The sequence below is a fragment of the Streptomyces sp. NPDC045998 genome, assembly GCF_056430285.1.
This window is the reverse complement of the sequence record NZ_JBWKLJ010000008.1, coordinates 186648-209616: the sequence shown is the minus strand read 5'-3', so window position 1 is coordinate 209616 and position 22969 is coordinate 186648. Positions and strand designations below refer to the sequence as shown.

The 22969-nt window shown below is 70.3% G+C and carries 16 protein-coding genes; 9 read left to right on the top strand and 7 right to left on the bottom strand.

Annotation, left to right across the window (positions count from 1 at the left end; translation table 11 throughout):
• Positions 1–171: 171 nt before the first annotated feature.
• The 4 genes from AC07FJ_RS24210 to AC07FJ_RS24195 all read right to left on the bottom strand — a co-directional run bounded on the left by AC07FJ_RS24210 (position 172) and on the right by AC07FJ_RS24195 (position 5698).
• Positions 172–1782: a glycerol-3-phosphate dehydrogenase/oxidase gene (locus AC07FJ_RS24210; protein ID WP_361422131.1), complete on the bottom strand. Its 1611-nt coding sequence runs from the start codon at positions 1780–1782 to the stop codon at positions 172–174.
• A gap of 16 nt (positions 1783–1798) precedes the next feature.
• Positions 1799–3325 (bottom strand): glycerol kinase GlpK, encoded by a 1527-nt coding sequence (gene glpK / locus AC07FJ_RS24205; RefSeq protein ID WP_479051392.1) that lies wholly within the window; start codon positions 3323–3325, stop codon positions 1799–1801.
• A gap of 38 nt (positions 3326–3363) precedes the next feature.
• Positions 3364–4155: an MIP/aquaporin family protein gene (locus AC07FJ_RS24200; protein ID WP_479051391.1), complete on the bottom strand. Its 792-nt coding sequence runs from the start codon at positions 4153–4155 to the stop codon at positions 3364–3366.
• Between the two features lie 778 nt (positions 4156–4933).
• On the bottom strand, positions 4934–5698 hold the full coding sequence (locus tag AC07FJ_RS24195) for an IclR family transcriptional regulator (protein ID WP_479051390.1): 765 nt from the start codon (positions 5696–5698) through the stop codon (positions 4934–4936).
• A gap of 245 nt (positions 5699–5943) precedes the next feature.
• On the opposite strand from AC07FJ_RS24195, the gene metH reads away from it, so the two are divergent.
• The 4 genes from metH (at position 5944) to AC07FJ_RS24175 (ending at position 14019) form a co-directional block, all read left to right on the top strand.
• On the top strand, positions 5944–9477 hold the full coding sequence (metH, locus tag AC07FJ_RS24190) for a methionine synthase (protein ID WP_479051389.1): 3534 nt from the start codon (positions 5944–5946) through the stop codon (positions 9475–9477).
• A 130-nt stretch (positions 9478–9607) separates the two neighbouring features.
• Entirely contained in the window at positions 9608–10309 is a 702-nt protein-coding gene (locus tag AC07FJ_RS24185) for an HAD family hydrolase (protein ID WP_468289659.1), read from the top strand.
• 458 nt (positions 10310–10767) lie between these two features.
• Positions 10768–12369: an ABC transporter substrate-binding protein gene (locus AC07FJ_RS24180; RefSeq protein WP_479051388.1), complete on the top strand. Its 1602-nt coding sequence runs from the start codon at positions 10768–10770 to the stop codon at positions 12367–12369.
• A gap of 66 nt (positions 12370–12435) precedes the next feature.
• Positions 12436–14019, top strand: coding sequence for an ABC transporter substrate-binding protein (locus AC07FJ_RS24175; RefSeq protein ID WP_468289664.1), 1584 nt, complete (start codon positions 12436–12438; stop codon positions 14017–14019).
• Between the two features lie 121 nt (positions 14020–14140).
• Here the strand turns inward: AC07FJ_RS24175 and AC07FJ_RS24170 are convergent, their stop codons facing one another.
• Both AC07FJ_RS24170 and AC07FJ_RS24165 read right to left on the bottom strand, forming a co-directional pair.
• On the bottom strand, positions 14141–14815 hold the full coding sequence (locus tag AC07FJ_RS24170; protein ID WP_361422155.1) for a response regulator transcription factor: 675 nt from the start codon (positions 14813–14815) through the stop codon (positions 14141–14143).
• A 9-nt stretch (positions 14816–14824) separates the two neighbouring features.
• Positions 14825–15751: a RecB family exonuclease gene (locus tag AC07FJ_RS24165; RefSeq protein ID WP_479051387.1), complete on the bottom strand. Its 927-nt coding sequence runs from the start codon at positions 15749–15751 to the stop codon at positions 14825–14827.
• Positions 15752–15864: 113 nt separating this feature from the next.
• Between AC07FJ_RS24165 and AC07FJ_RS24160 the strand changes: the two genes are divergently transcribed.
• From AC07FJ_RS24160 to AC07FJ_RS24150, 3 genes are all read left to right on the top strand, one after another.
• Positions 15865–17103 carry a site-2 protease family protein gene (locus tag AC07FJ_RS24160; protein ID WP_468289672.1) on the top strand — a complete coding sequence of 413 codons (1239 nt, stop codon included), beginning with the start codon at positions 15865–15867 and terminating at the stop codon, positions 17101–17103.
• Between the two features lie 18 nt (positions 17104–17121).
• On the top strand, positions 17122–18009 hold the full coding sequence (locus AC07FJ_RS24155; protein WP_361422164.1) for a tRNA (adenine-N1)-methyltransferase: 888 nt from the start codon (positions 17122–17124) through the stop codon (positions 18007–18009).
• Between the two features lie 181 nt (positions 18010–18190).
• Positions 18191–18781 (top strand): hypothetical protein, encoded by a 591-nt coding sequence (locus AC07FJ_RS24150; protein WP_479051386.1) that lies wholly within the window; start codon positions 18191–18193, stop codon positions 18779–18781.
• Between the two features lie 22 nt (positions 18782–18803).
• Here the strand turns inward: AC07FJ_RS24150 and AC07FJ_RS24145 are convergent, their stop codons facing one another.
• The gene (locus tag AC07FJ_RS24145) at positions 18804–19109 is read right to left on the bottom strand and encodes a ferredoxin (protein ID WP_479051385.1); all 306 of its coding nucleotides are present in this window, start codon (positions 19107–19109) and stop codon (positions 18804–18806) included.
• 238 nt (positions 19110–19347) lie between these two features.
• Here AC07FJ_RS24145 and arc point away from each other — a divergent pair, with 238 nt between their 5' ends.
• Both arc and dop read left to right on the top strand, forming a co-directional pair.
• Positions 19348–21114 (top strand): proteasome ATPase, encoded by a 1767-nt coding sequence (gene arc / locus AC07FJ_RS24140; RefSeq protein WP_361422172.1) that lies wholly within the window; start codon positions 19348–19350, stop codon positions 21112–21114.
• Positions 21115–21385: 271 nt separating this feature from the next.
• Positions 21386–22897 (top strand): depupylase/deamidase Dop, encoded by a 1512-nt coding sequence (gene dop / locus AC07FJ_RS24135; RefSeq protein WP_479051384.1) that lies wholly within the window; start codon positions 21386–21388, stop codon positions 22895–22897.
• The last annotated feature ends 72 nt before the right edge of the window (positions 22898–22969 follow it).

Below are 22969 nucleotides of genomic sequence, written 5' to 3'. Positions count from 1 at the left end.
CCTCCTTCCGAAGTTCCGTGCGTACGAACCAACCTTACGGCTTCCAGGGGGCCCGGCCGCAGCCCCTGTACACGTCCGAGTGCACTGTTCGAGCCGGGGCGCGCGCCCCCGGGACGCGGGCGAGGGCGGCCCCCGGAGGAGCCGCCCTCGTCGTCACCAGACCCCGCGGGATCAGGCCTTCTTGCCGAGCATGTCCTCCACCTTGGCGCGGATCTCGTCCGTCGCCAGGCCACGGATCGTCAGCGTCGTACGGCGGCGCAGCACGTCGTCCGCGGTCTCGGCCCACTCGTGGTCGCGGGCGTAGGCGACCTGCGCCCAGATCTCCGGCGCGTCCGGGTGGATGCGCTCGCCCAGCTCCGGGTCGTCGTACGCCATGCGCGCGATGTCGAAGGAGAGCGAGCCGTAGTGCGTGGCCAGGTGGCGGGCGGTGTCGGCGGCCATGCGCGGGCCCGGCGTACCGCCGTCGACCAGCAGCCGGTGGGCCACGGCGTTGGGGTTGGCTATGCCGGGCAGCGGCAGCTTCTTCGGCAGGGCCGAGATCGGCTCCATGTCGTCGCCGAGGGGGCCGCCGGGCAGGGACGCCAGCTTGTTCATCACCGTGCGGCCGATGTGGCGGAAGGTCGTCCACTTGCCGCCGGCCACCGACAGCATGCCGCCGCGGCCCTCGGTCACGACCGTCTCGCGCTTGGCCTTGGAGGTGTCGCCCGGGCCGCCGGGCAGCACCCGCAGGCCGGCGAAGGAGTACGTGATCAGGTCCCGGGAGAGCTGCTGGTCGCGGATGGAGAACGCGGCCTCGTCCAGGATCTGGGTGACGTCCTTGTCGTTGACCGCGACCTCGCCCGGGTCGCCCTCGTACTCCTCGTCGGTCGTACCGAGCAGCAGCATGTCCTCCCAGGGGAGGGCGAAGGTGATGCGGTACTTGTCGATGGGGGTCGCGAGCGCGGCGCGCCAGGGGGAGGTGCGCTTCAGGACCAGGTGCGCGCCCTTGGAGAGGCGGATGGAGGGGGCCGCGTTGGGGTCCTCCATGCGGCGCAGGTGGTCGACCCAGGGGCCGGTGGCGTTGAGCACGAGGCGCGCGTCGACGCCGAACTCGTCGCCGCTGAGGCGGTCCTTGAGGTCCGCGCCGGTGACCCGGCCGCGGGTGAAGCGCAGGCCGGTGACCTCGGCGTGGTTGAGGACGGTGGCGCCCGCGTCGACGGCGGCGCGGACCGTCATCAGCGCCATGCGCGCGTCGTTCATCTGGTCGTCGCCGTACACGGCCACGGCCTTGAGGTTGTCGGTGCGCAGCTCCGGCACGTCCTGCGCGGCCTTGGCGGGGCTGAGCAGGTGGCCGACGCCGTCGCCGAAGGCGGAGAGCGCCGAGTAGGCGAAGACGCCCGCGCCGAGCTTGGCGGCGCCGTGCGGGCCGCCCTTGTAGACCGGCAGGTAGAAGGTGAGCGGGTTCGCCAGGTGCGGGGCCACCTGGCGGGAGACCGCACGGCGCTCGAAGTGGTTCTCCGCGACCAGCTTCACCGCGCCGGTCTGCAGGTAGCGCAGACCGCCGTGGAGCAGCTTGGAGGAGGCGGAGGAGGTGGCGCCGGCGAAGTCGCCGGCGTCCACCAGGGCCACCCGCAGCCCGGACTGGGCGGCGTGCCAGGCGGTGGAGATGCCCAGGATGCCGCCGCCGATCACCAGGAGGTCGTACGTCGCCTTGGAGAGCTGCTCCCGCGTCTCCGCACGGCTCGGCAGGGAACCGGCAGCCGGGTGCGTCCCGAGGGCCGGGACGCTCTGCAGGGTGGTCATGTCGATTTACTCCTCGTCAGTTCTCTTCTTCGAGCCAGCCCATGGAGCGTTCAACGGCCTTGAGCCAGTTCTTGTACTCGCGGTCGCGGGTGTCCGCGTCCATGCGGGGGGTCCATTCGGCGGCGCGGCGCCAGTTGGCGCGGAGCGCGTCGGTGTCGGGCCAGAAGCCGACGGCCAGACCGGCGGCGTAGGCGGCGCCGAGGCAGGTGGTCTCGGCGACCATCGGGCGCACCACGGGCGCGTCCACGAAGTCCGAGAGGGTCTGCATCAGCAGGTTGTTGGAGGTCATGCCGCCGTCGACCTTCAGGGCGGCGAGCTCGACGCCGGAGTCCTTGGTCATGGCGTCGGTGATCTCGCGGGTCTGCCAGGCGGTGGCCTCCAGCACGGCGCGGGCGATGTGCGCCTTGGTGACGTACCGGGTGAGGCCGGCGATCACACCGCGGGCGTCGGAGCGCCAGTACGGGGCGAAGAGGCCGGAGAAGGCCGGTACGAAGTACGCGCCGCCGTTGTCCTCGACGGAGGATGCCAGGGTCTCGATCTCGGCGGCGGTGCTGATCAGGCCCATCTGGTCGCGCATCCACTGCACCAGGGAGCCGGTGACGGCGATGGAGCCTTCCAGCGCGTACACCGGGGCCTGGTCGCCGATCTTGTAGCCGACGGTGGTGATGAGGCCCGAGTAGGAGTTGATGATCTTCTCGCCGGTGTTCAGCAGCAGGAAGGTGCCCGTGCCGTACGTCGACTTCGCCTCGCCCTCGGAGAAGCAGGTCTGGCCGAAGAGGGCCGCCTGCTGGTCGCCGAGCGCGGAGGCGACCGGGACGCCGTCGAGGACGCCGCCCTTGACCTGGCCGTAGACCTCGGCGGAGGAGCGGATCTCCGGCAGCACGGCCGCCGGGACGCCCATGGACTCGAGGATCTTCTGGTCCCAGTCCATGGTGTGCAGGTTCATCAGCATGGTGCGGGAGGCGTTGGTGACGTCGGTGACGTGGTGACCGCCCTCGACACCGCCCGTGAGGTTCCAGATGACCCAGGAGTCCATCGTGCCGAAGAGGATCTCGCCACGCTCGGCGCGCTCGCGCAGGCCCTCGACGTTGTCGAGCAGCCAGCGGACCTTAGGGCCGGCGAAGTAGGACGCGAGGGGCAGGCCGGTCTCGCGGCGGAAGCGGTCCTGGCCGACGTTGCGGCCGAGCTCCTTGCAGAGCGCGTCGGTGCGGGTGTCCTGCCAGACGATGGCGTTGTGGACGGGCTCACCGGTGTTCTTGTCCCACAGCAGCGTGGTCTCGCGCTGGTTGGTGATGCCGATGGCCTTCACGTCGGCGGCGGTGATGCCGGCCTTCTCGATGGCGCCGGCCACGACCTCCTGGACGTTGGTCCAGATCTCGGCGGCGTCGTGCTCCACCCAGCCGGGCTTGGGGAAGATCTGCTCGTGCTCCTTCTGGTCGACGGAGACGATGCGCCCGTCGCGGTCGAAGACGATGCAGCGGCTGGAGGTGGTGCCCTGGTCGATGGCCGCGATGAAAGGCCCGGTGGTGTGTGCGTCGGTCACGGTTGCTCCCGGAAGTCGGTAAGGGGACGAAGGACGTCTCAGGCGAAGGCGATGGTGTAGATACCCGCGGCGAGGGCTCCGCCCATCAGCGGGCCGACCACGGGGATCCAGGCGTACCCCCAGTCGGAGCCGCCCTTGTTCGGCAGCGGGAGCAGGGCGTGCACGATGCGCGGGCCGAGGTCGCGGGCCGGGTTGATGGCGTAACCGGTCGGGCCGCCGAGCGACAGGCCGATGCCGACCACGACGAGCGCCGTGATCAGGGCGCCGAGGGTGCCGAGGCCCTTGCCGCTGTCGTTGAGGCCCTGCGTGAGGACCGCGAGGACGAGCACGGTGGTGCCGATGATCTCGGTGGCGAGGTTCTGCCACACGTTGCGGATCTCGGGGCCCGTGGAGAAGACACCCAGGACGGGCCCGGCCTTGGCGGCGGCCTCGTTGTGCGGGCCTTCGACGGCCTTGTCGGCCGGGTCACCCACGATCTCGCGATCGGTGAGGTGCGCGTGGAACTGGCCGTAGTACGCGATCCAGACCAGCGCGGCGCCGATCATGGCGCCGAGGAGCTGGCCGGCGAAGTAGACGGGGACGTTCTTCCAGTCCCCGTCCTTGATCGCGATGCCGACCGTGACGGCGGGGTTGAGATGGGCGCCGGAGAGGGAACCCGTCATGTAGACCGCGGTCAGGACCGCGAAGCCCCACCCGAAGGTGATGGCCAGCCAGCCGGCGTTCTGCGCCTTCGAGCGCTTGAGCACGACGGCGGCGACGACGCCGCCGCCGAGCAGGATGAGTACGGCGGTACCAATGATCTCGCCGATGAAGATGTCGGAGCTGGACACCCGCGACTCCTTTGTCCTTCGTCCAGGGGAAGGCGAACCCCGGGTCCCTCCGGTGGTCCGCGCCCTCGGCTGAGGGCGTTAACCGGCCTCCTGGCGTTGCCACACTCTAGCGCCTATTGCCGGTAGGTGTTCGACAATGCCGACCGATGAACGGCAGTTTTGCCGTCGGTTAAACGTGCCGTCAATGGGTTCGGCTGGCCGAAATGCGTTCGTTACCGGGGTGCGGGCGGTGCGGTGAGGCCTGCCCGGTGCGCGGCGCGGGCGCTGCCGTGACGGAGCCGGCGGCCGGGGGCCCGCGCGGCCGGGCCTGGCGCACTAGGGGCGTCCGGGCGGGCGCGCCTGCTCGCTCCCGGGCGCGCGGGTGCGCGGGTGCGGGGCACGGAGGCGGGTGGGGGAGTGGTACGGGCGCGAGGCGGCCGGGCGGGCGCCGCGGCCCGCTGTGCCGGGGTCCGGCAGGGCCGGGGGCGCGTGTGCGCAGGGGGCTCGGTGGGCTTGAGGACCCGTACGGCGGTCCATGACCGCGCCCGGCAGGGCGCATGATCGGCGGTGCGGGCCGCGGGGCTTTGCGGTGCCGGGGGGCGGACGGGTTCAGGGCTCCGGGGTGCGCCGGGACTCTGTGGCGCCGGGACTCGGAGGGGTCCGGGGCTCTGGGTGCCCCGGGGCTCTACGGCGCCGGCGTGCGTGGAGCCGTGTGCGGTCGTGCCGCGCGAGGCCCCGCACAGCGCCCGAGGCCCTCGCACAGCGCGCGAGGCCCCGCCGGCAGCAGGTGCCGGAGGGCTCAGAAGCGGCCCGCGCCCAGGTCGCGGGAGACCGCGCGGGCGCAGTCCCGTACCGCCGCGACCAGCTCCGAGCGCAGCTCGCCGTCGTTGCAGACCCGCTCCACCGCGCCCGTGATGGCGACCGCGCCGACCGGCATCCGGCGCCGGTCGTGGATGGGTGCGGCCACCGACGCCACGCCGTCCCAGGTCTCCTCCACGTCGGCGGCCCAGCCGCGCGCCCGCGTCATCTCCAGTACGGTCTCGAAGTCGTCCAGCGTCGTGATGGTGCGCGGCGTGAACGCCTCGCGCTCCGCCTCCACGGCCTCGCTGTGCGCCACCGGATCGTACGCCGACAGCACCTTCCCCAGCGCCGTGGAGTGCAGCGGCTGCATCGCCCCGACCTCCAGCACCTGGCGGCTGTCGTCCGGGCGGAAGACGTGGTGGATGACGAGCACGCCGTGCTGGTGCAGCACGCCCAGGTGGACGCTCTCGCCGCTGGAGCGGGCCAGGTCGTCCGTCCATACCAGGGCCCGGGCCCGCAGCTCGTGCACGTCCAGGTAGCTGTTGCCGAGCCGCAGCAGCTCCGCGCCCAGCTGGTAGCGCCCGGAGGCCGGGTCCTGCTCGACGAAGCCCTCCGCCTGGAGGGTGCGCAGGATGCCGTGGGCCGTACCCTTCGCGAGCTCCAGCGACGAGGCGATGTCGGACAGACCGAGACGGCGCTCCCCACCCGCGAGCAGGCGCAGCATCGCCGCCGCTCGTTCAAGCGACTGGATGTTCTTCGGCATCGCCCCTGCCCTTCTTCCACAGTTCGACAATGCTGAACACTATCGGCCGATGCCGACCTTGAGCCACACCCGAGAAGCACTCGGAAATCAGTCGGCCCCGGCACACCCCCGACAGCCCGAGGACAGCATGCAGTCCGGCACGTGGAACGAGATGTCCACCCCATGGGGTACGCGGTTACCCTGGCCCGGTGCGCTTCCCACTGGAGGCGCAAAGCCGACAGCCGTCGCAACCAGGGAGCACTTCCATGGCCTCGTCGCCGACCCCTTCCGCTGACAGCAATCAGGTCACTGACAGCAGGACCCGAGCCGCCGCCCTCCGCGAGGCCCTCGCCACCCGTGTGGTGGTGGCCGACGGAGCCATGGGCACCATGCTCCAGGCCCAGGACCCGAGCCTCGAGGACTTCGAGAACCTCGAAGGCTGCAACGAGATCCTCAACGTCACCCGGCCCGACATCGTGCGCTCGGTCCACGACGCGTACTTCGCCGTGGGCGTGGACTGCGTCGAGACCAACACCTTCGGCGCGAACCTCGCGGCCCTGGGGGAGTACGACATCCCCGAGCGCGTCCACGAGCTGTCCGAGGCCGGCGCCCGGATCGCCCGCGAGGTCGCCGACGAGTACACCGCCTCCACCGGACAGCAGCGCTGGGTGCTCGGCTCCATGGGCCCCGGCACCAAGCTGCCGACGCTCGGCCACGCCCCGTACACCGCGCTCCGCGACGCCTACCAGCAGAACGCCGAGGGCATGATCGCCGGCGGCGCCGACGCGCTGCTCGTGGAGACCACGCAGGACCTGCTCCAGACGAAGGCCGCCGTCCTCGGTGCCCGCCGCGCGCTCGACGCCCTCGGCACCGACCTGCCGCTGATCGTCTCCGTCACCGTGGAGACGACGGGCACCATGCTCCTGGGCTCGGAGATCGGCGCGGCGCTGACCGCGCTGGAGCCGCTCGGCATCGACATGATCGGTCTGAACTGCGCCACCGGCCCCGCCGAGATGAGCGAGCACCTGCGCTACCTGGCCCGCCACTCGCGCATCCCGCTGTCCTGTATGCCCAACGCCGGCCTGCCGGTGCTGGGCAAGAACGGCGCGCACTACCCGCTGACCGCCCCCGAGCTCGCCGACGCGCAGGAGACCTTCGTGCGCGAGTACGGGCTGTCGCTGGTCGGCGGCTGCTGCGGTACGACCCCGGAGCACCTGCGCCAGGTCGTCGAGCGCGTCCGCGGCCTCGCCCCGGCGCCGCGCGACCCGCGCCCGGAGCCGGGCGCCGCGTCGCTGTACCAGACGGTGCCGTTCCGGCAGGACACCTCGTACCTCGCCATCGGCGAGCGGACGAACGCGAACGGCTCGAAGAAGTTCCGCGAGGCCATGCTGGAGGGCCGCTGGGACGACTGCGTGGAGATGGCCCGCGACCAGATCCGCGAAGGCGCCCACATGCTGGACCTGTGCGTGGACTACGTCGGCCGTGACGGCGTCGCCGACATGGAGGAGCTGGCCGGGCGCTTCGCCACCGCCTCGACGCTGCCGATCGTGCTGGACTCCACCGAGGTCGAGGTCATCCGGGCCGGCCTGGAGAAGCTCGGCGGCCGCGCGGTGATCAACTCGGTGAACTACGAGGACGGCGACGGCCCCGAGTCGCGGTTCGCCAAGGTCACCGCGCTCGCCAAGGAGCACGGCGCCGCGCTGATCGCGCTGACGATCGACGAGGAGGGCCAGGCCCGCACCGTCGAGACGAAGGTGGCGATCGCCGAGCGGCTGATCGCCGACCTGACCGGCAACTGGGGCATCCACGAGTCGGACATCCTCATCGACACCCTGACCTTCACCATCTGCACCGGTCAGGAGGAGTCGCGCAAGGACGGCATCGCCACCATCGAGGCGATCCGCGAGCTCAAGCGGCGCCACCCGGACGTCCAGACCACGCTCGGCCTGTCGAACATCTCCTTCGGCCTCAACCCGGCCGCCCGCATCCTGCTCAACTCCGTCTTCCTCGACGAGTGCGTCAAGGCGGGCCTCGACTCGGCGATCGTGCACGCCTCCAAGATCCTGCCGATCGCCCGCTTCGACGAGGAGCAGGTCACCACCGCCCTCGACCTCATCTACGACCGGCGCCGCGAGGGCTACGACCCGCTCCAGAAGCTGATGCAGCTCTTCGAGGGCGCCACCGCCAAGTCCCTCAAGGCCGGCAAGGCCGAGGAGCTCGCCGCGCTGCCGCTGGACGAGCGCCTCAAGCGCCGCATCATCGACGGCGAGCGCAACGGCCTGGAGGCCGACCTCGACGAGGCGCTGGCCACCCGCCCGGCGCTCGACATCGTCAACGAGACGCTGCTCGACGGCATGAAGGTCGTCGGCGAGCTGTTCGGCTCGGGCCAGATGCAGCTGCCGTTCGTGCTCCAGTCGGCCGAGGTCATGAAGACCGCCGTCGCCTACCTCGAACCCCACATGGAGAAGGTCGAGGGCGAAGAGGCGGGCAAGGGCACCATCGTGCTGGCCACCGTCCGCGGCGACGTCCACGACATCGGCAAGAACCTCGTCGACATCATCCTGTCGAACAACGGCTACAACGTCGTCAACCTCGGCATCAAGCAGCCGGTCTCGGCCATTCTCGAGGCCGCCGACGAGCACAAGGCCGACGTCATCGGCATGTCCGGGCTCCTGGTGAAGTCCACGGTGATCATGAAGGAGAACCTGGAGGAGCTCAACCAGCGCGGCCTGGCCGCCCGCTTCCCGGTCATCCTCGGCGGCGCCGCCCTCACCCGCGCCTACGTCGAACAGGACCTCCACGAGATCTACGAGGGCGAAGTCCGCTACGCCCGCGACGCGTTCGAGGGCCTGCGCCTGATGGACGCCCTGATCGCCGTCAAGCGCGGCGTGCCCGGCGCCACCCTGCCCGAGCTCAAGCAGCGCCGCGTCCGGGCGGCCGCCACCGTGGTGGAGGAGCCGGCCCCCGAGGGCGGCGTCCGCTCCGACGTCGCCACCGACAACCCGGTGCCCACCCCGCCGTTCTGGGGCACCCGCGTCGTCAAGGGCATCCCGCTCAAGGACTACGCGTCCTGGCTGGACGAGGGTGCGCTGTTCAAGGGTCAGTGGGGCCTCAAGCAGGCCCGTACCGGGGACGGCCCCACGTACGAGGAGCTCGTGGAGACCGAGGGCCGGCCGCGGCTGCGGGGCTGGCTGGACCGGCTCCACACCGAGAACATGCTCGAAGCGGCGGTCGTCTACGGCTACTTCCCGTGCGTGTCCAAGGGTGACGACCTGATCCTCCTCGACGACAGCGGCCACGAGCGCACCCGCTTCACCTTCCCGCGCCAGCGGCGCGGCCGGCGCCTCTGCCTGGCGGACTTCTTCCGCCCGGAGGAGTCCGGCGAGACCGATGTCGTCGGCCTCCAGGTCGTCACCGTCGGCTCGAAGATCGGCGAGGCCACCGCCGAGCTGTTCGCCGCCGACTCCTACCGCGACTACCTCGAACTGCACGGCCTGTCCGTCCAGCTCGCCGAGGCCCTCGCCGAGTACTGGCACGCACGCGTGCGCGCCGAGCTCGGCTTCGCCGGCGAGGACCCGGCGGACGTCGAGGACATGTTCGCGCTGAAGTACCGCGGCGCCCGGTTCTCCCTGGGCTACGGCGCCTGCCCCGACCTGGAGGACCGCGCCAAGATCGCCGGCCTCCTCCAGCCGGAGCGCATCGGGGTCCACCTCTCCGAGGAGTTCCAGCTCCACCCCGAGCAGTCCACGGACGCGATCGTCCTCCACCACCCGGAGGCGAAGTACTTCAACGCCCGCTGACGCGGCCGAAGGCGCGTTTCCGGAACGCGACGTACACTGGTCGGTCCAGTGCAGGCCGGTCGCCCTTCCCACCGGGGGTTCTCCCGCGGGAGCGCGACCGGCCTTCTCGTCCCTCGATGGAGGTGTGCCGATGACCAGCACGGTCCCCGTGTCCCCGACCCGTACGGCCGATGGAGCCGCCCTTCAGGCCGTCTTCCTGGACATGGACGGCACGCTGGTCGACACCGAGGGCTTCTGGTGGGACGCGGAGGTCGAGGTCTTCGCCGAGCTGGGCCACCGGCTCGACGAGTCCTGGCGGGACGTGGTGGTCGGCGGGCCGATGACCCGGAGCGCCGGGTTCCTCATCGAGGCCACCGGGGCCGACATCACCCTCCCCGAGCTGACCGTGCTCCTCAACGACAGATTCGAACAGCGCATCGACCGCGGTGTGCCGCTCATGCCGGGGGCCGAGCGGCTGCTGGCCGAGCTCACCGCGCACGAGGTCCCCACCGCCCTCGTCTCCGCCTCGCACCGCCGCATCATCGACCGCGTCCTGCTCTCCCTGGGCCCGGACCGGTTCACCCTCACCGTCGCGGGCGACGAGGTGCCCCGGACGAAGCCCCACCCGGACCCGTACCTCCTCGCCGCCCGCGGCGTGGGCGCCGAGCCCGGCCGGTGCGCCGTCATCGAGGACACCGCCACCGGGGTCGCCGCCGCCGAGGCCGCGGGCTGCAGGGTGGTCGCCGTTCCCTCCGTCGCGCCGATCGCGCCCGCCGCCGGCCGGGCCGTCGTCCGCTCCCTGGAAGAGGTCGACCTCGGTTTTCTCCGTTCATTGATCAACGGAATGAACTGAGCCGCATACGGCGAAAACCGAGAGCGCCCGGCCGGGTCTTTTCCGTAACCGGGAAAAGAGGGAATCCGGCGTGACGTTGGTCACTCTGCGTGCTGGTCAGGCCAGGCCTTCGGAGCCTCCGGGTGCCGCTTCCGGCCCCTGCGGTGGGCCCATGTGTCCCGATTCATCAAGGCGTGTACGAAAAATTCGCCGCATAGTGATCGCCGGTGGCGCATTACTCCTCACTGTCTGATGCGGGCTCAACTCAAGCCCGTTCCAGAGCGCCTGACACCGCCCACTAATCTCTTGGCGAGAACTTCGCCGCACTAATCCGCGTGTTCGCGTCAAGCCACCAGCACTTCCGTCGAACACCGGACCGATCGCTCTGTATCCCGGCCCGATCGCCCCGCCCCGACCGGGCGGCCGCGGCGGAGTACGCCACACCGCTGTACCCAGTGCCGGATGAGGAGAACGTCCAGATGAACCGCAAGACCTTGGTGCTGCCGGCCGTCATCGGCCTGCTGGCCCCCGTACTCGCAGCCTGCGGCGGCTCGGAGGCGGGATCCGGCGACGGCAACGCCATCGTCGTCGGCACCACGGACCGGTTCACCGCCACGAAGGACGCCTCCGCCCCCTTCGACCCGGCCTTCGCGTACGACGCCGGCGCCTGGAACGTCCTGCGCCAGACCGTGCAGACGCTGATGCGCGTCCCGCGCGGCGGCGGCACGCCGGTCCCCGAGGCCGCCTCCCAGTGCGCCTTCACCGACCGGGCCAGCGAGCGCTACCGCTGCACCCTGCGGGAGGGCCTCACCTTCTCCGACGGCACGCCCGTCACCGCCAAGGACGTGAAGTTCTCCATCGAGCGCGTCCTCGCCATCAACTCCGACAACGGCGCCGCCGGCCTCCTGTCGAACATCGACACCATCGAGACCAAGGCCGACGACGAGGTCGTCTTCCACCTCAAGACGCCCGACGCCACCTTCCCGTACAAGCTGTCCACGCCCGTCGCGGGCATCCTCAGCGCCGACAAGTACGACGCCAAGAAGCTCCGCGACGGCTTCCAGGTCGACGGCTCCGGCCCGTACACCATGCGGCCCGAGGTGCGGGACGACCAGGTCACGAAGATCGTCTTCACCCGGAACGAGCACTACAAGGGCGACATCAAGCTCCGCAACGACCGCGTCGAGCTGCGCTCCTTCGACGGCTCCGCGGCCATGGGCGACGCCCTGGAGTCCGGCTCCATCGACATGATGACCCGCACCATGTCGCCCGAGCAGATCAAGGACCTCGCCGAGCACCCCGAGGAGGGCGTCGAGCTCCGCGAGATGCCGGGCCTGGAGATCCGCTACCTCGCCTTCAACACCAAGGCCGCCTCCGTCCAGGACAAGGCCGTCCGCCAGGCCGTCGCCGCCGTCGTCGACCGCGGCCAGATCGCCGCCAAGGTGTACGGCTCCACGGCCACCCCGCTCTACTCGCTGATCCCGTCGACGATCACCGCGCACACCAACTCGTTCTTCAACAAGTACGGCGAGCCCAGCAGCCAGAAGGCCGCCTCCATCCTGCGCGAAGCCGACATCACCACCCCGGTCAAGCTGACGCTGCACTACACCAGCGACTACTACGGTCCGGGCACCGCCAAGGAGTTCGAGGCGCTGCGCGACCAGCTCAACGCCACCAAGCTCTTCGACGTCCGCGTCGAGGGCGTCCCCTGGTCGACCTTCCGCCCCGCGCAGAAGCGCGGCGAGTACGCCGTCTACGGGCTCGGCTGGGTCCCCGACTTCCCCGACCCGGACAACTACATCGCGCCGTTCCTCGACGCCGACAACTTCCTCAACTCCCCCTACGTCAGCACCGAGGCGCGCGGCAAGCTCATCCCGCAGTCGCGCCGCGCCGCCGACCGCAACTCCGCCTCGCCCGCCTTCGAGCAGCTCCAGGACATCGTCGCCAACGACGTCCCCGTGCTTCCGCTGTGGCAGGGCAAGCAGTACGTCGCCCACCGCAACGACCTCACCGGTGTGGAGTGGGCCCTCAACACCTCCTCGGACCTCCAGCTCTGGGAGCTGGCCCGAGGCAACGCCTGACCCACGATGTACCCGGCCGCGCGACGGGCGCGGTCGTCACATGCAAGATCCAGAGGCAAGGTTCCTGTGAAGGTGCACAACAAGTGGCTGACCGCCCCCCTCTCGGCAGTGCTGGCGGCCGCCATGCTGAGCGGTTGCGGTTCGGAGAAGGGCGACGCGGGTGAGAGCGGCGTCACGGTGCTCGTCGGCATGTCCGACGACGTCCTGTCGACCGACCCCGCCGCCGGTTACGACCCCGGCTCCTGGCTGCTGTTCAACAACGTCTTCCAGTCCCTGCTGAGCTTCCCCAAGGGCGGTTCCACGCCACAGCCGGAAGCGGCCGAGAAGTGCGGCTTCGACCAGGGCAGCAGCACGGTCTACCGCTGCACGCTCCGCGACGACCTGAAGTTCAGCAACGGCAACCCGCTGACCTCCGAGGACGTCAAGTTCTCCTTCGAGCGGGCGCTGAAGATCAACGACCCGGCCGGCCCGGCGCCGCTGCTGACCTCGATCCAGTCCATCGATACGCCCGACGAGCAGAACGTCGTCTTCAAGCTGAAGGTCCCGGACGCGACCTTCCCCAGCAAGATCGCCTCGGGTGCGGGCTCCATCGTGGACCACCGCGAGTACGCCGCCGACAGCCTGCGCACCGACGGCAAGGCGGTCGGCTCCGGCCCGTACAAGCTGGAGTCGTACTCCGACGGCAAGGCGGTCTTCTCCGTCAACCACGAGTACCAGGGCACGGCCAAGGTGAAGAACGGCGGCGTCACGCTGAAGTTCTACAACGGCGACCGCAAGTCCCTCGCCGACGCCCTGAAGAAGGGCGACATCGACGTCGCCTACCGCGGCCTCGCCGCCGCCGACATCGCCGAGCTGAAGGAGTCGGCGACGGCCGACTCCAAGATCGAGGTCATCGAGGGCACCAGCGCCGAGGTCAAGCACCTCGTCTTCAACGTGAAGGACCCGGTCGTCGGCAAGCTCGGCGTCCGCAAGGCCATCGCGTACCTCGTCGACCGCGACGCCCTGGTGGAGGACGTCCACCGGGCCACCGCCACCTCCCTCTACTCGATCGTCCCGGCCGGCATCACCGGCCACAACACCGCCTTCTTCGACACCTACGGCGACCGGCCCCAGCCCGAGAAGGCCAAGCAGGCCCTGCGCTCCGCCGGTGTCGACGGCAAGGTCCAGCTCACCCTCTGGTCCACGCCCAGCCGTTACGGCCCGTCCACGGACGAGGAGTTGAAGGCGATCGCCAAGCAGCTCAACGCCAGCGGCCTGTTCGACGTCACCGTGAAGTCCGTCGAGTACGCCCAGTACGAGAAGGACATCAAGGCCGGCAAGTACGGCGTGTACGTCAAGGGCTGGGTCCCCGACTACCCGGACCCGGACAACTTCACCTCGCCGTTCTTCGGCGAGGGCAACGTCCTCGAGAACAACTACGAGAACAAGCGGATCACCGGGACGATCATCCCGAAGACCGCGGCCGCCGCCGACCGCACGGCCACCGAGGAGGACTACGGCAAGCTCCAGGACCTCGTCGCCGAGGAGCTGCCGATCCTGCCGCTGTGGCAGGGCAAGCAGTACGCCGTCGCCCGCGACGGCATCACGGGCCTGGAGTGGACGCTGGACGCGTCGACCGTCTTCCGGTTCTGGGAGATCAAGAAGGCCTGACCGGCCCGACGGCCGGATACGGGGCGGGGTGCCTGCGGCGGACGCCGGGCACCCCGCCCCGTCGTCGTACCGACAGGCCGGTCCGGGCTACTTACCGGTCCGGGCTGCTCGCCGGTCCGGGCTACTGCTGCGCGCCGGGGCGCACCAGGCCGCTCTCGTACGCGTACACCGCCGCCTGCACCCGGTCGCGCAGGCCCAGCTTCGTCAGCACATGGCCCACGTGCGTCTTGACCGTCGTCTCGCTGACGAACAGATCCGCGGCGATCTCCGCGTTCGACAGCCCCCGCGCCACCAGCTTCAGCACCTCGACCTCACGGTCGGTCAGCGTGTTCAGCGCGTCGGGCACCGGCTCCTCGCCCGAGGGCAGATGGCTCGCGTACTTGTCCAGCAGCCGGCGCGTGATGCTCGGCGCCAGCATCGCCTCGCCCGCCGCGACCACCCGGATCGCCTGCACCAGCTCATGGGCGGGCGCGTCCTTCAGCAGGAAGCCGCTCGCCCCCGCGCGCAGCGCCTCCACCACGTACTCGTCCAGGTCGAAGGTCGTCAGGACCAGCACCTTCGCCGGCCCGTCCCGCTCCGGCCCGGTGATCTGCCGGGTCGCCTCCACCCCGTCCATCCGGGGCATCCGGATGTCCATCAGCACCACATCGGGCTGCAGCGCCCGCACCTGGTCGAGGGCCTGGAGGCCGTCCCCGGCCTCCCCGACGACCGCGATGTCCTGCTCCGCCTCCAGAATCATCCGGAAACCGGTGCGCAACAGCGGCTGGTCGTCGACCAGTAGGACGCGGATGGCCACGAGTACTCCTTAAAGGCCGTCAAGGCTCGGCTGACCGGGCCCATTCTGCCCTGCCGCCTCCGGAGCGTCCGCCCGCTGCGCCGGGATCACCGGCAGCGGGTACACCGGAGGCGTACCCCCGAACTCCGGGCAGAACGACCGGTGGTCGCACCAGCCGCACAGCTTCGTCGGCCGCGGCCGCCAGTCACCCGTCTCGGTCGCCCGGCGGATCGCGTCCCACAGCGCCAGCAGCTTGCGCTCGACCCGCAGCAGGTCCGCCTCCACCGGGTCGTACGTCATCACATCGCCGCTGCCCAGATACACCAACTGGAGCCGGCGCGGCACCACGCCCTTCAGCCGCCACACCACCAGGGCGTAGAACGTCATCTGGAACAGCGCCCCCTCGCTGTACTCCGGCCGCGGCGCCTTGCCCGTCTTGTAGTCGACGATCCGCACCTCACCCGAAGGAGCCACGTCGACCCGGTCGATCACCCCCCGCAGCCGGAGCCCCGACTCCAGCTCCGTCTCCACGAACAGCTCCCGCTCCGCCGGCTCCAGCCGCGTCGGGTCCTCCAGCGTGAACCACCGCTCGACCAGCTGCTCCGCCTCGGCCAGCCAGCGCGTCAGCCGCTCGCCCTCGGCGTCCCCCTCGAACAGCTCCCCGAGCTCCGGCCGCGCCTCAAGCAGCCGCTCCCACTGCCCGGGCACCAGCGACCTCGCCCGCGGAGCCGTACGCTCCGCCGCCGGGGCGTCGAAGAGCCGCTCCAGCACCGCGTGCACCAGCGTGCCGCGGGTCGCCGCCTCGCTCGGCTTCTCGGGCAGCTTGTCGATCACCCGGAACCGGTACAGCAGCGGGCACTGCATGAAGTCGCTCGCCCGCGACGGCGACAGCGACGCGGGCGGCCGGGGACTCGCGGGGCCGTCCGGGCCCGGCGAGCCGGAAGGGCTCGTGGTCATGGTTCAGAACCCTACGGCCCGCCACTGACAACGAGCGGCATACCATCGACGCCAGACCGCCCGCCATTGCATGATCGTGAGTAGCTCATCACGCTACGCACCGAAGGGAACCCGTGAAAAAGGACGACGAGAGCGGCGAGACCCCCCGCCCGAGGTCCGACACGGCCGCAGCCGGCCCCGACACCGGCACACCGCGCGAACCCGGCGGTGGCATCCTCATGGGCCGCCTCTTCGGCGTGCCCGTGTACGTGGCCCCGAGCTGGTTCCTGGTGGCCGCCCTCATCACCTGGGTCTTCGGCGGCCAGCTCGACCGCGTCCTGCCCGAACTCGGCACCATGCGCTACCTGGTCTCCCTCTTCTTCGCGGTCGCCTTCTACGCCTCCGTACTCGTCCACGAACTGGCCCACACCCTCGCCGCGCTCCGCTTCAAACTGCCGGTGCGCCGCATCCAGCTCCAGTTCTTCGGCGGCGTCTCCGAGATCGAGAAGGAGTCCGAGACCCCCGGCCGCGAGTTCGTCCTCGCCTTCGTCGGCCCGCTGCTCTCCCTGGTCCTCGCCGGAGCCTTCTACGCCGCGCTGTACGCCGTCGAACCCGGCACCGTACCCGGCGTCCTGCTCGCCGGACTGATGATCTCCAACCTGCTCGTCGCCGCCTTCAACCTGCTGCCCGGCCTGCCGCTGGACGGCGGCCGCATGCTCCGCGCCGTCGTCTGGAAGATCACCGGCAGGCCCATGGCCGGCACCGTCGCCGCCGCCTGGGTGGGCCGCGCCCTCGCCGTCGCCGTCCTCATCGGGCTGCCGCTGCTCACCCACACCGGCGCACTCGGCGCCGCGGGCGGCGAGATCGGCGGCATGGAGACCGTCACCGACGCCCTCCTGGCCGCCATCCTCGCCGCGATCATCTGGACCGGCGCCGGCAACAGCCTGCGCATGGCCCGCCTGCGCGAGCACCTGCCCGACCTGCGCGCCCGCGCCCTCACCCGGCGTGCCGTCCCCGTCGAGTCCGACACCCCCCTCTCCGAGGCCCTGCGCCGTGCCAACGAAGCAGGCGCCCGCGCCCTGGTCGTCGTCGACGGTCACGGCGAGCCGACCGCCCTCGTCCGCGAGACGGCCATCGTCGGCGTCCCCCAGCACCGCCGCCCCTGGGTCGCGGTCAGCGGCCTCGCCCAGGAGCTCACCGACGGCATGCGCGTCCCCGCCGAGCTCGCCGGAGAGGCCCTCCTGGACCGGCTGCGGGCCACCCCCGCCAGCGAGTACCTCGTCGTCGAGGAGACCGGGGAGATCTACGGCGTCCTGTCCACGGCCGACGTCGAGCGGGCCTTCGTCCAGGCCATGGCACGGCCGGGTTCGTAAACCCCATACACTGGTCACATGTCCGAACCGACCGGTGCCGCCCGCCGTCGCGGGCCCTTCAAGGTCGGGGACCAGGTCCAGCTCACCGACCCCAAGGGACGCCACTACACGTTCACGCTCGAGGCCGGGAAGAACTTCCACACCCACAAGGGTTCCTTCCCGCACGACGAGCTGATCGGTGCTCCCGAGGGCAGTGTTGTCCGAACCACGGGAAACGTCGCCTATCTCGCGCTGCGCCCCCTGCTCCCCGACTACGTCCTGTCCATGCCCCGCGGCGCCGCCGTGGTCTACCCCAAGGACGCGGGGCAGATCCTGGCCTTCGCCGACATCTTCCCCGGCGCGCGCGTCGTCGAGGCGGGGGTGGGTTCCGGCTCGCTCAGCAGCTTCCTGCTGCGCGCGATCGGGGACAGCGGCATGCTGCACTCCTACGAGCGCCGCGAGGACTTCGCCGAGATCGCGAAGGCCAACGTCGAGCGCTACTTCGGTGGCCCGCACCCCGCCTGGCAGCTCACCGTCGGCGACCTCCAGGACAACCTGTCGGACTCCGACGTCGACCGCGTCATCCTGGACATGCTCGCCCCCTGGGAGTGCCTGGAGGCCGTCTCCAAGGCGCTCGTCCCCGGCGGCATCCTCTGCTGCTACGTGGCGACCACGACCCAGCTCGCGCGGACCGTCGAGTCCATCCGCGAGATCGGCTGCTACGCCGAGCCGCAGCCCTGGGAGTCGATGATCCGCAACTGGCACGTCGAGGGCCTGGCCGTCCGCCCCGACCACCGGATGATCGGCCACACCGGCTTCCTGGTCACCGCCCGCCGCCTCGCGGACGGCGTCGAGCCGCCGATGCGCCGCCGCCGGCCCGCCAAGGGCGCGTACGGCGACGACTACGAAGGCCCCAACAAGGGCTGACGCCCTGAGGCTGACGCCTCGACAACGCACGGGCGCCGCCCTCCCGTTCCCGCCATCGGCGCGGGAACGGGAGGGCGGCGCCTTCGCGTTCACCCGGGCTTGACCCCCCTGTTCCGCCTCCCTGTGACATATGGCACGATGCAGGCCACCCCCACCGCACAGCCCACAGGAGGCACTCCGCGTGCAGCCCTCCGCCGCCCTGGACCTCGCGCACACCCACGCCCGCCCGGTGCACTGGCTCGCCACCGCCACGGCGATGGCCGCGGTGGTCGCGGCCGCCGGACTGCTGCAACCCGGCGCCGCCACCGCCTCGCAGACCGGCGGCGCCGTCACCACCGCCGCGGCCCCGGCCGCCCCGGCGCCGGTCACCGCCCCGGACGCGAGAGCGGCGACGTACCCGCTGGAGTGCGGCGGAGCGCCCACCGCGGTGGCGAAGCGCGCATCGGGGGACCTCGACGGGGACGGGCGTCCCGAGACGGTCGCGGCCGTCCGCTGCGACGCCGGTTCCGGTACGCCGCCGAGCGGCCTCTACGTCCTCACGGCGGGGCGCGACGGCACCGGAGCGCGCGTGGTGGCCACCCTGGTGGAGCCCGCCGAGCGGCTCTCGGCGAGCGAGCTCGCCGTCCGTGACGGTGTCGTCACCGCGACGCTCATGGGGTACTCGTCGGCGGACGTGCCGCGCTGCTGCCCGGACCGGGTGGAGACGGTCAAGTGGCGGTGGGCGGGTGGAAAGTTCGTCCGCTCCGAGCTCGCCGAACCAAGCGATATGTAGGGGTATGCCCGTGTTGACGCTGTCACTCAGCGTCGGGACCGTAGACCTCCACCTTGTCCGAAACGCGTCGGACATGGATGCAGTCGCCCGGACATTCCTTGGCGGAGTCCACCACGTCCCGCAGGAGCGGCAGCGGTACGGGCGTCGTGGCGCCCTTGTCCTGCAACAGCTCGTCGTCAGCGCTCTTGACGTACGCCAGGCCGTCGATGTCCAGTTCAAAGACCTCGGGGGCGTACTGCGCGCAGATCCCGTCGCCGGTGCAGAGGTCCTGGTCGATCCAGACCTCAAGGGCCTCGTCGGCGCTCGTGGTCGGAGCCTCGTGCTGCACGCAATTCCCCTAGCTTCGTTCGTCTAAGTCCGGCCACCCCCGACGGGTGTTGGCCCCTCCGACCATACAACCGCCCGCTTTCAGATGTTGATGGGTGGGTATCCCCCTGGCAGTGAGGGAGAGCGCAAGGGTGAAGATCGGACACACCTCGAGAGTCTTTGTGATCTAGGGGTTTCAATCACCACCCACCCAGGTAGGGTCAGGAAGCGTCCAGCTCCCCTTGGAGGAGGTGAGGACCGTGGCAGCCCACGACGACGACATCAACCGCGGCATCCGGCCGGGGCGGGGGTCTGAGGACCCAGCCGGCCAGGTCGCCTATCTCGAGCAGGAAATCGCCGTCCTGCGACGTAAGCTCGCCGACTCTCCGCGTCACACGAGGATTCTCGAAGAGCGGATCGTCGAGCTGCAGACCAATCTGGCCGGCGTGTCCGCTCAGAACGAGCGGCTCGCCAACACGCTCCGTGAGGCCCGCGATCAGATCGTGGCCCTCAAGGAGGAGGTCGACCGGCTCGCGCAGCCGCCGGCGGGGTTCGGTGTCTTCCTGCAGGCGAACGAGGACGGCACCTGCGACATCTTCACCGGGGGCCGCAAGCTCCGGGTGAACGTCAGCCCCAGCGTCGAGCTCGAGGAGCTCCGGCGCGGCCAGGAAGTAATGCTCAACGAAGCGCTCAACGTGGTCGAGGCCATGGAGTTCGAGCGCGCCGGGGACATCGTCACCCTCAAGGAGATCCTGGAGGACGGCGAGCGGGCCCTGGTGCTCGGGCACACCGACGAGGAGCGGGTGGTGAGGCTCGCCGAGCCGCTGCTGGACACCACCATCCGCCCCGGCGACGCCCTGCTGCTGGAACCCAGGTCCGGCTATGTGTACGAGGTCATCCCGAAGAGCGAGGTCGAGGAGCTCGTCCTCGAAGAGGTTCCGGACGTCGACTACACGAAGATCGGCGGTCTGGGCAACCAGATCGAGCTGATCCGCGACGCGGTCGAGCTCCCGTACCTCTACCCCGACCTCTTCCAGGAGCACGAACTGCGGCCGCCGAAGGGCATCCTGCTCTACGGCCCGCCCGGCTGCGGCAAGACGCTGATCGCTAAGGCCGTCGCCAACTCCCTTGCCAAGAAGGTCGCCGAGGTGACCGGCCAGCCCGCGGGGAAGAGCTACTTCCTCAACATCAAGGGCCCCGAGCTCCTCAACAAGTACGTCGGCGAGACCGAGCGGCACATCCGCCTCGTCTTCCAGCGTGCCCGTGAGAAGGCGAGCGAGGGCACCCCCGTCATCGTCTTCTTCGACGAGATGGAGTCCCTCTTCCGCACCCGCGGGTCCGGTGTCAGCTCGGACGTGGAGAACACCATCGTCCCCCAGCTGCTCGCCGAGATCGACGGTGTGGAGGGCCTGGAGAACGTCATCGTCATCGGCGCCTCCAACCGCGAGGACATGATCGACCCCGCCATCCTGCGGCCCGGCCGGCTCGATGTGAAGATCAAGATCGAGCGCCCGGACGCGGAGGCGGCCAAGGACATCTTCGCCAAGTACCTGACACCTTCGCTGCCGCTGCACGCCGACGACCTGGCCGAGCACAACGGCAACAAGGAAGCCGCCGTCGACGCCATGATCCAGTCGGTCGTGGAGCAGATGTACGCGGAGTCCGAGGAGAACCGGTTCCTCGAGGTCACGTACGCGAACGGCGACAAGGAAGTCCTGTACTTCAAGGACTTCAACTCCGGAGCGATGATCCAGAACATCGTCGACCGGGCGAAGAAGATGGCCATCAAGGCGTTCCTCGACCACAACCAGAAGGGTTTGCGGGTCTCCCACCTCCTCCAGGCGTGCGTGGACGAGTTCAAGGAGAACGAGGACCTGCCGAACACCACGAACCCGGACGACTGGGCTCGTATTTCCGGAAAGAAGGGCGAGCGGATCGTCTTCATCCGCACCCTCGTCACCGGAAAGCAGGGCGCGGACACCGGTCGCTCCATCGACACGGTGGCGAATACCGGCCAGTACCTGTAATCGCAAACCGGCTGCGGGTGTCCGTACCGGGCATCCGCAGCCGGTTGCTTTCCGTGATGAACAAATGAACGAATGAACGGCCACGGGGGCATCATTCCGACCACACCGCAGCAATGACGCAATGGATCTCCCCACCAGCGCGGAGGCGTTCTAGGCTCTTCCATACCGCCGGGTCGCGCAGTGCGGGGACGGGCACCGCATACGCATCGGGGTACCAGCGGTACTTGAGCGCCGTTTCCGAACGGGGACGCCGCCGGGCAAGGAGGGCCGCATGACTGTACGGCGAGTAATGGGCATCGAGACGGAGTACGGGATCTCCGTCCCTGGGCACCCGAACGCCAATGCCATGCTCACCTCGTCCCAGATCGTCAACGCCTACGCGGCGGCGATGCACCGGGCGCGCCGCGCCCGCTGGGACTTCGAGGAGGAGAACCCGCTGCGGGACGCCCGCGGCTTCGACCTCGCCCGCGAGGCCGCCGACTCCAGCCAGCTCACCGACGAGGACATCGGCCTGGCCAACGTGATCCTCACCAACGGCGCCCGGCTCTACGTGGACCACGCCCACCCGGAGTACAGCGCCCCGGAGGTCACCAATCCGCGCGACGCCGTCCTGTGGGACAAGGCGGGCGAGCGGATCATGGCCGAGGCCGCCGAGCGGGCGGCCCAGCTGCCCGGCGCCCAGCCGATCCACCTCTACAAGAACAACACCGACAACAAGGGCGCGTCCTACGGCACGCACGAGAACTACCTGATGAAACGGGAGACCCCCTTCTCGGACATCGTGCGCCACCTGACGCCGTTCTTCGTCTCCCGGCAGGTCGTCACCGGCGCCGGCCGGGTCGGCATCGGCCAGGACGGCCACGAGCACGGCTTCCAGATCAGCCAGCGCGCGGACTACTTCGAGGTCGAGGTCGGCCTGGAGACCACGCTCAAGCGACCCATCATCAACACCCGCGACGAGCCGCACGCCGACGCCGAGAAGTACCGCCGGCTCCATGTGATCATCGGCGACGCGAACCTGTCGGAGATCTCGACGTACCTCAAGCTGGGCACGACCTCCCTGGTCCTGTCCATGATCGAGGAGGGCTTCATCACGGTCGACCTCGCCGTCGACCAGCCGGTGCGCACCCTCCACCAGGTCTCGCACGACCCCTCCCTGAAGCGCCTGATCACGCTCCGTAACGGACGGACGCTGACCGCCGTGCAGCTGCAGATGGAGTACTTCGAGCTGGCCCGCAAGTACGTGGAGGAACGGTTCGGGGCCGACGCCGACGAGCAGACCAAGGACGTCCTGTCCCGGTGGGAGGACACCCTCAACCGGCTCGAGAACGACCCGATGAGCCTCTCCGGCGAGCTCGACTGGATCGCGAAGCGCGAGCTCATGGAGGGCTACCGGCGCCGGGACGGCCTCGACTGGGACGCCGCCCGGCTCCACCTGGTGGACCTCCAGTACGCCGACGTACGGCCCGACAAGGGCCTGTACAACCGTCTGGTGGCCCGCGGGAAGATGAAGCGCCTCCTGGACGAGGAAGCGGTCCAGCGGGCCCAGAGCAAGCCGCCGGAGGACACCCGGGCCTACTTCCGCGGCCGGTGCCTGGAGCAGTACGCGGACGACGTCGCGGCGGCCTCGTGGGACTCGGTCATCTTCGACCTGCCCGGCCGCGACTCCTTGCAGCGGGTGCCCACCCTGGAACCGTTGCGCGGTACACGCAACCACGTGAAGGCGCTGCTGGACCGCTGCCGCACGGCCGAGGAGCTGGTCCGCGTCCTGTCCGGCGGCTGAGACCACGGGACCAGTCGTTCGAAAAGAGCTTCGGCCGGCGATCTTCCGGGAATCATGGTGATGGGCCCCGGA

Bases quoted from the DNA above. Each gene is read 5' to 3' on its own strand.
- AC07FJ_RS24210 (WP_361422131.1), bottom strand. From the start codon at position 1,782: ATGACCACCCTGCAGAGCGTCCCGGCCCTCGGGACGCACCCGGCTGCC.
- AC07FJ_RS24195 (WP_479051390.1), bottom strand. From the start codon at position 5,698: ATGCCGAAGAACATCCAGTCGCTTGAACGAGCGGCGGCGATGCTGCGC.
- metH (WP_479051389.1), top strand. From the start codon at position 5,944: ATGGCCTCGTCGCCGACCCCTTCCGCTGACAGCAATCAGGTCACTGAC.
- AC07FJ_RS24185 (WP_468289659.1), top strand. From the start codon at position 9,608: ATGACCAGCACGGTCCCCGTGTCCCCGACCCGTACGGCCGATGGAGCC.
- AC07FJ_RS24180 (WP_479051388.1), top strand. From the start codon at position 10,768: ATGAACCGCAAGACCTTGGTGCTGCCGGCCGTCATCGGCCTGCTGGCC.
- AC07FJ_RS24165 (WP_479051387.1), bottom strand. From the start codon at position 15,751: ATGACCACGAGCCCTTCCGGCTCGCCGGGCCCGGACGGCCCCGCGAGT.
- AC07FJ_RS24155 (WP_361422164.1), top strand. From the start codon at position 17,122: ATGTCCGAACCGACCGGTGCCGCCCGCCGTCGCGGGCCCTTCAAGGTC.
- dop (WP_479051384.1), top strand. From the start codon at position 21,386: ATGACTGTACGGCGAGTAATGGGCATCGAGACGGAGTACGGGATCTCC.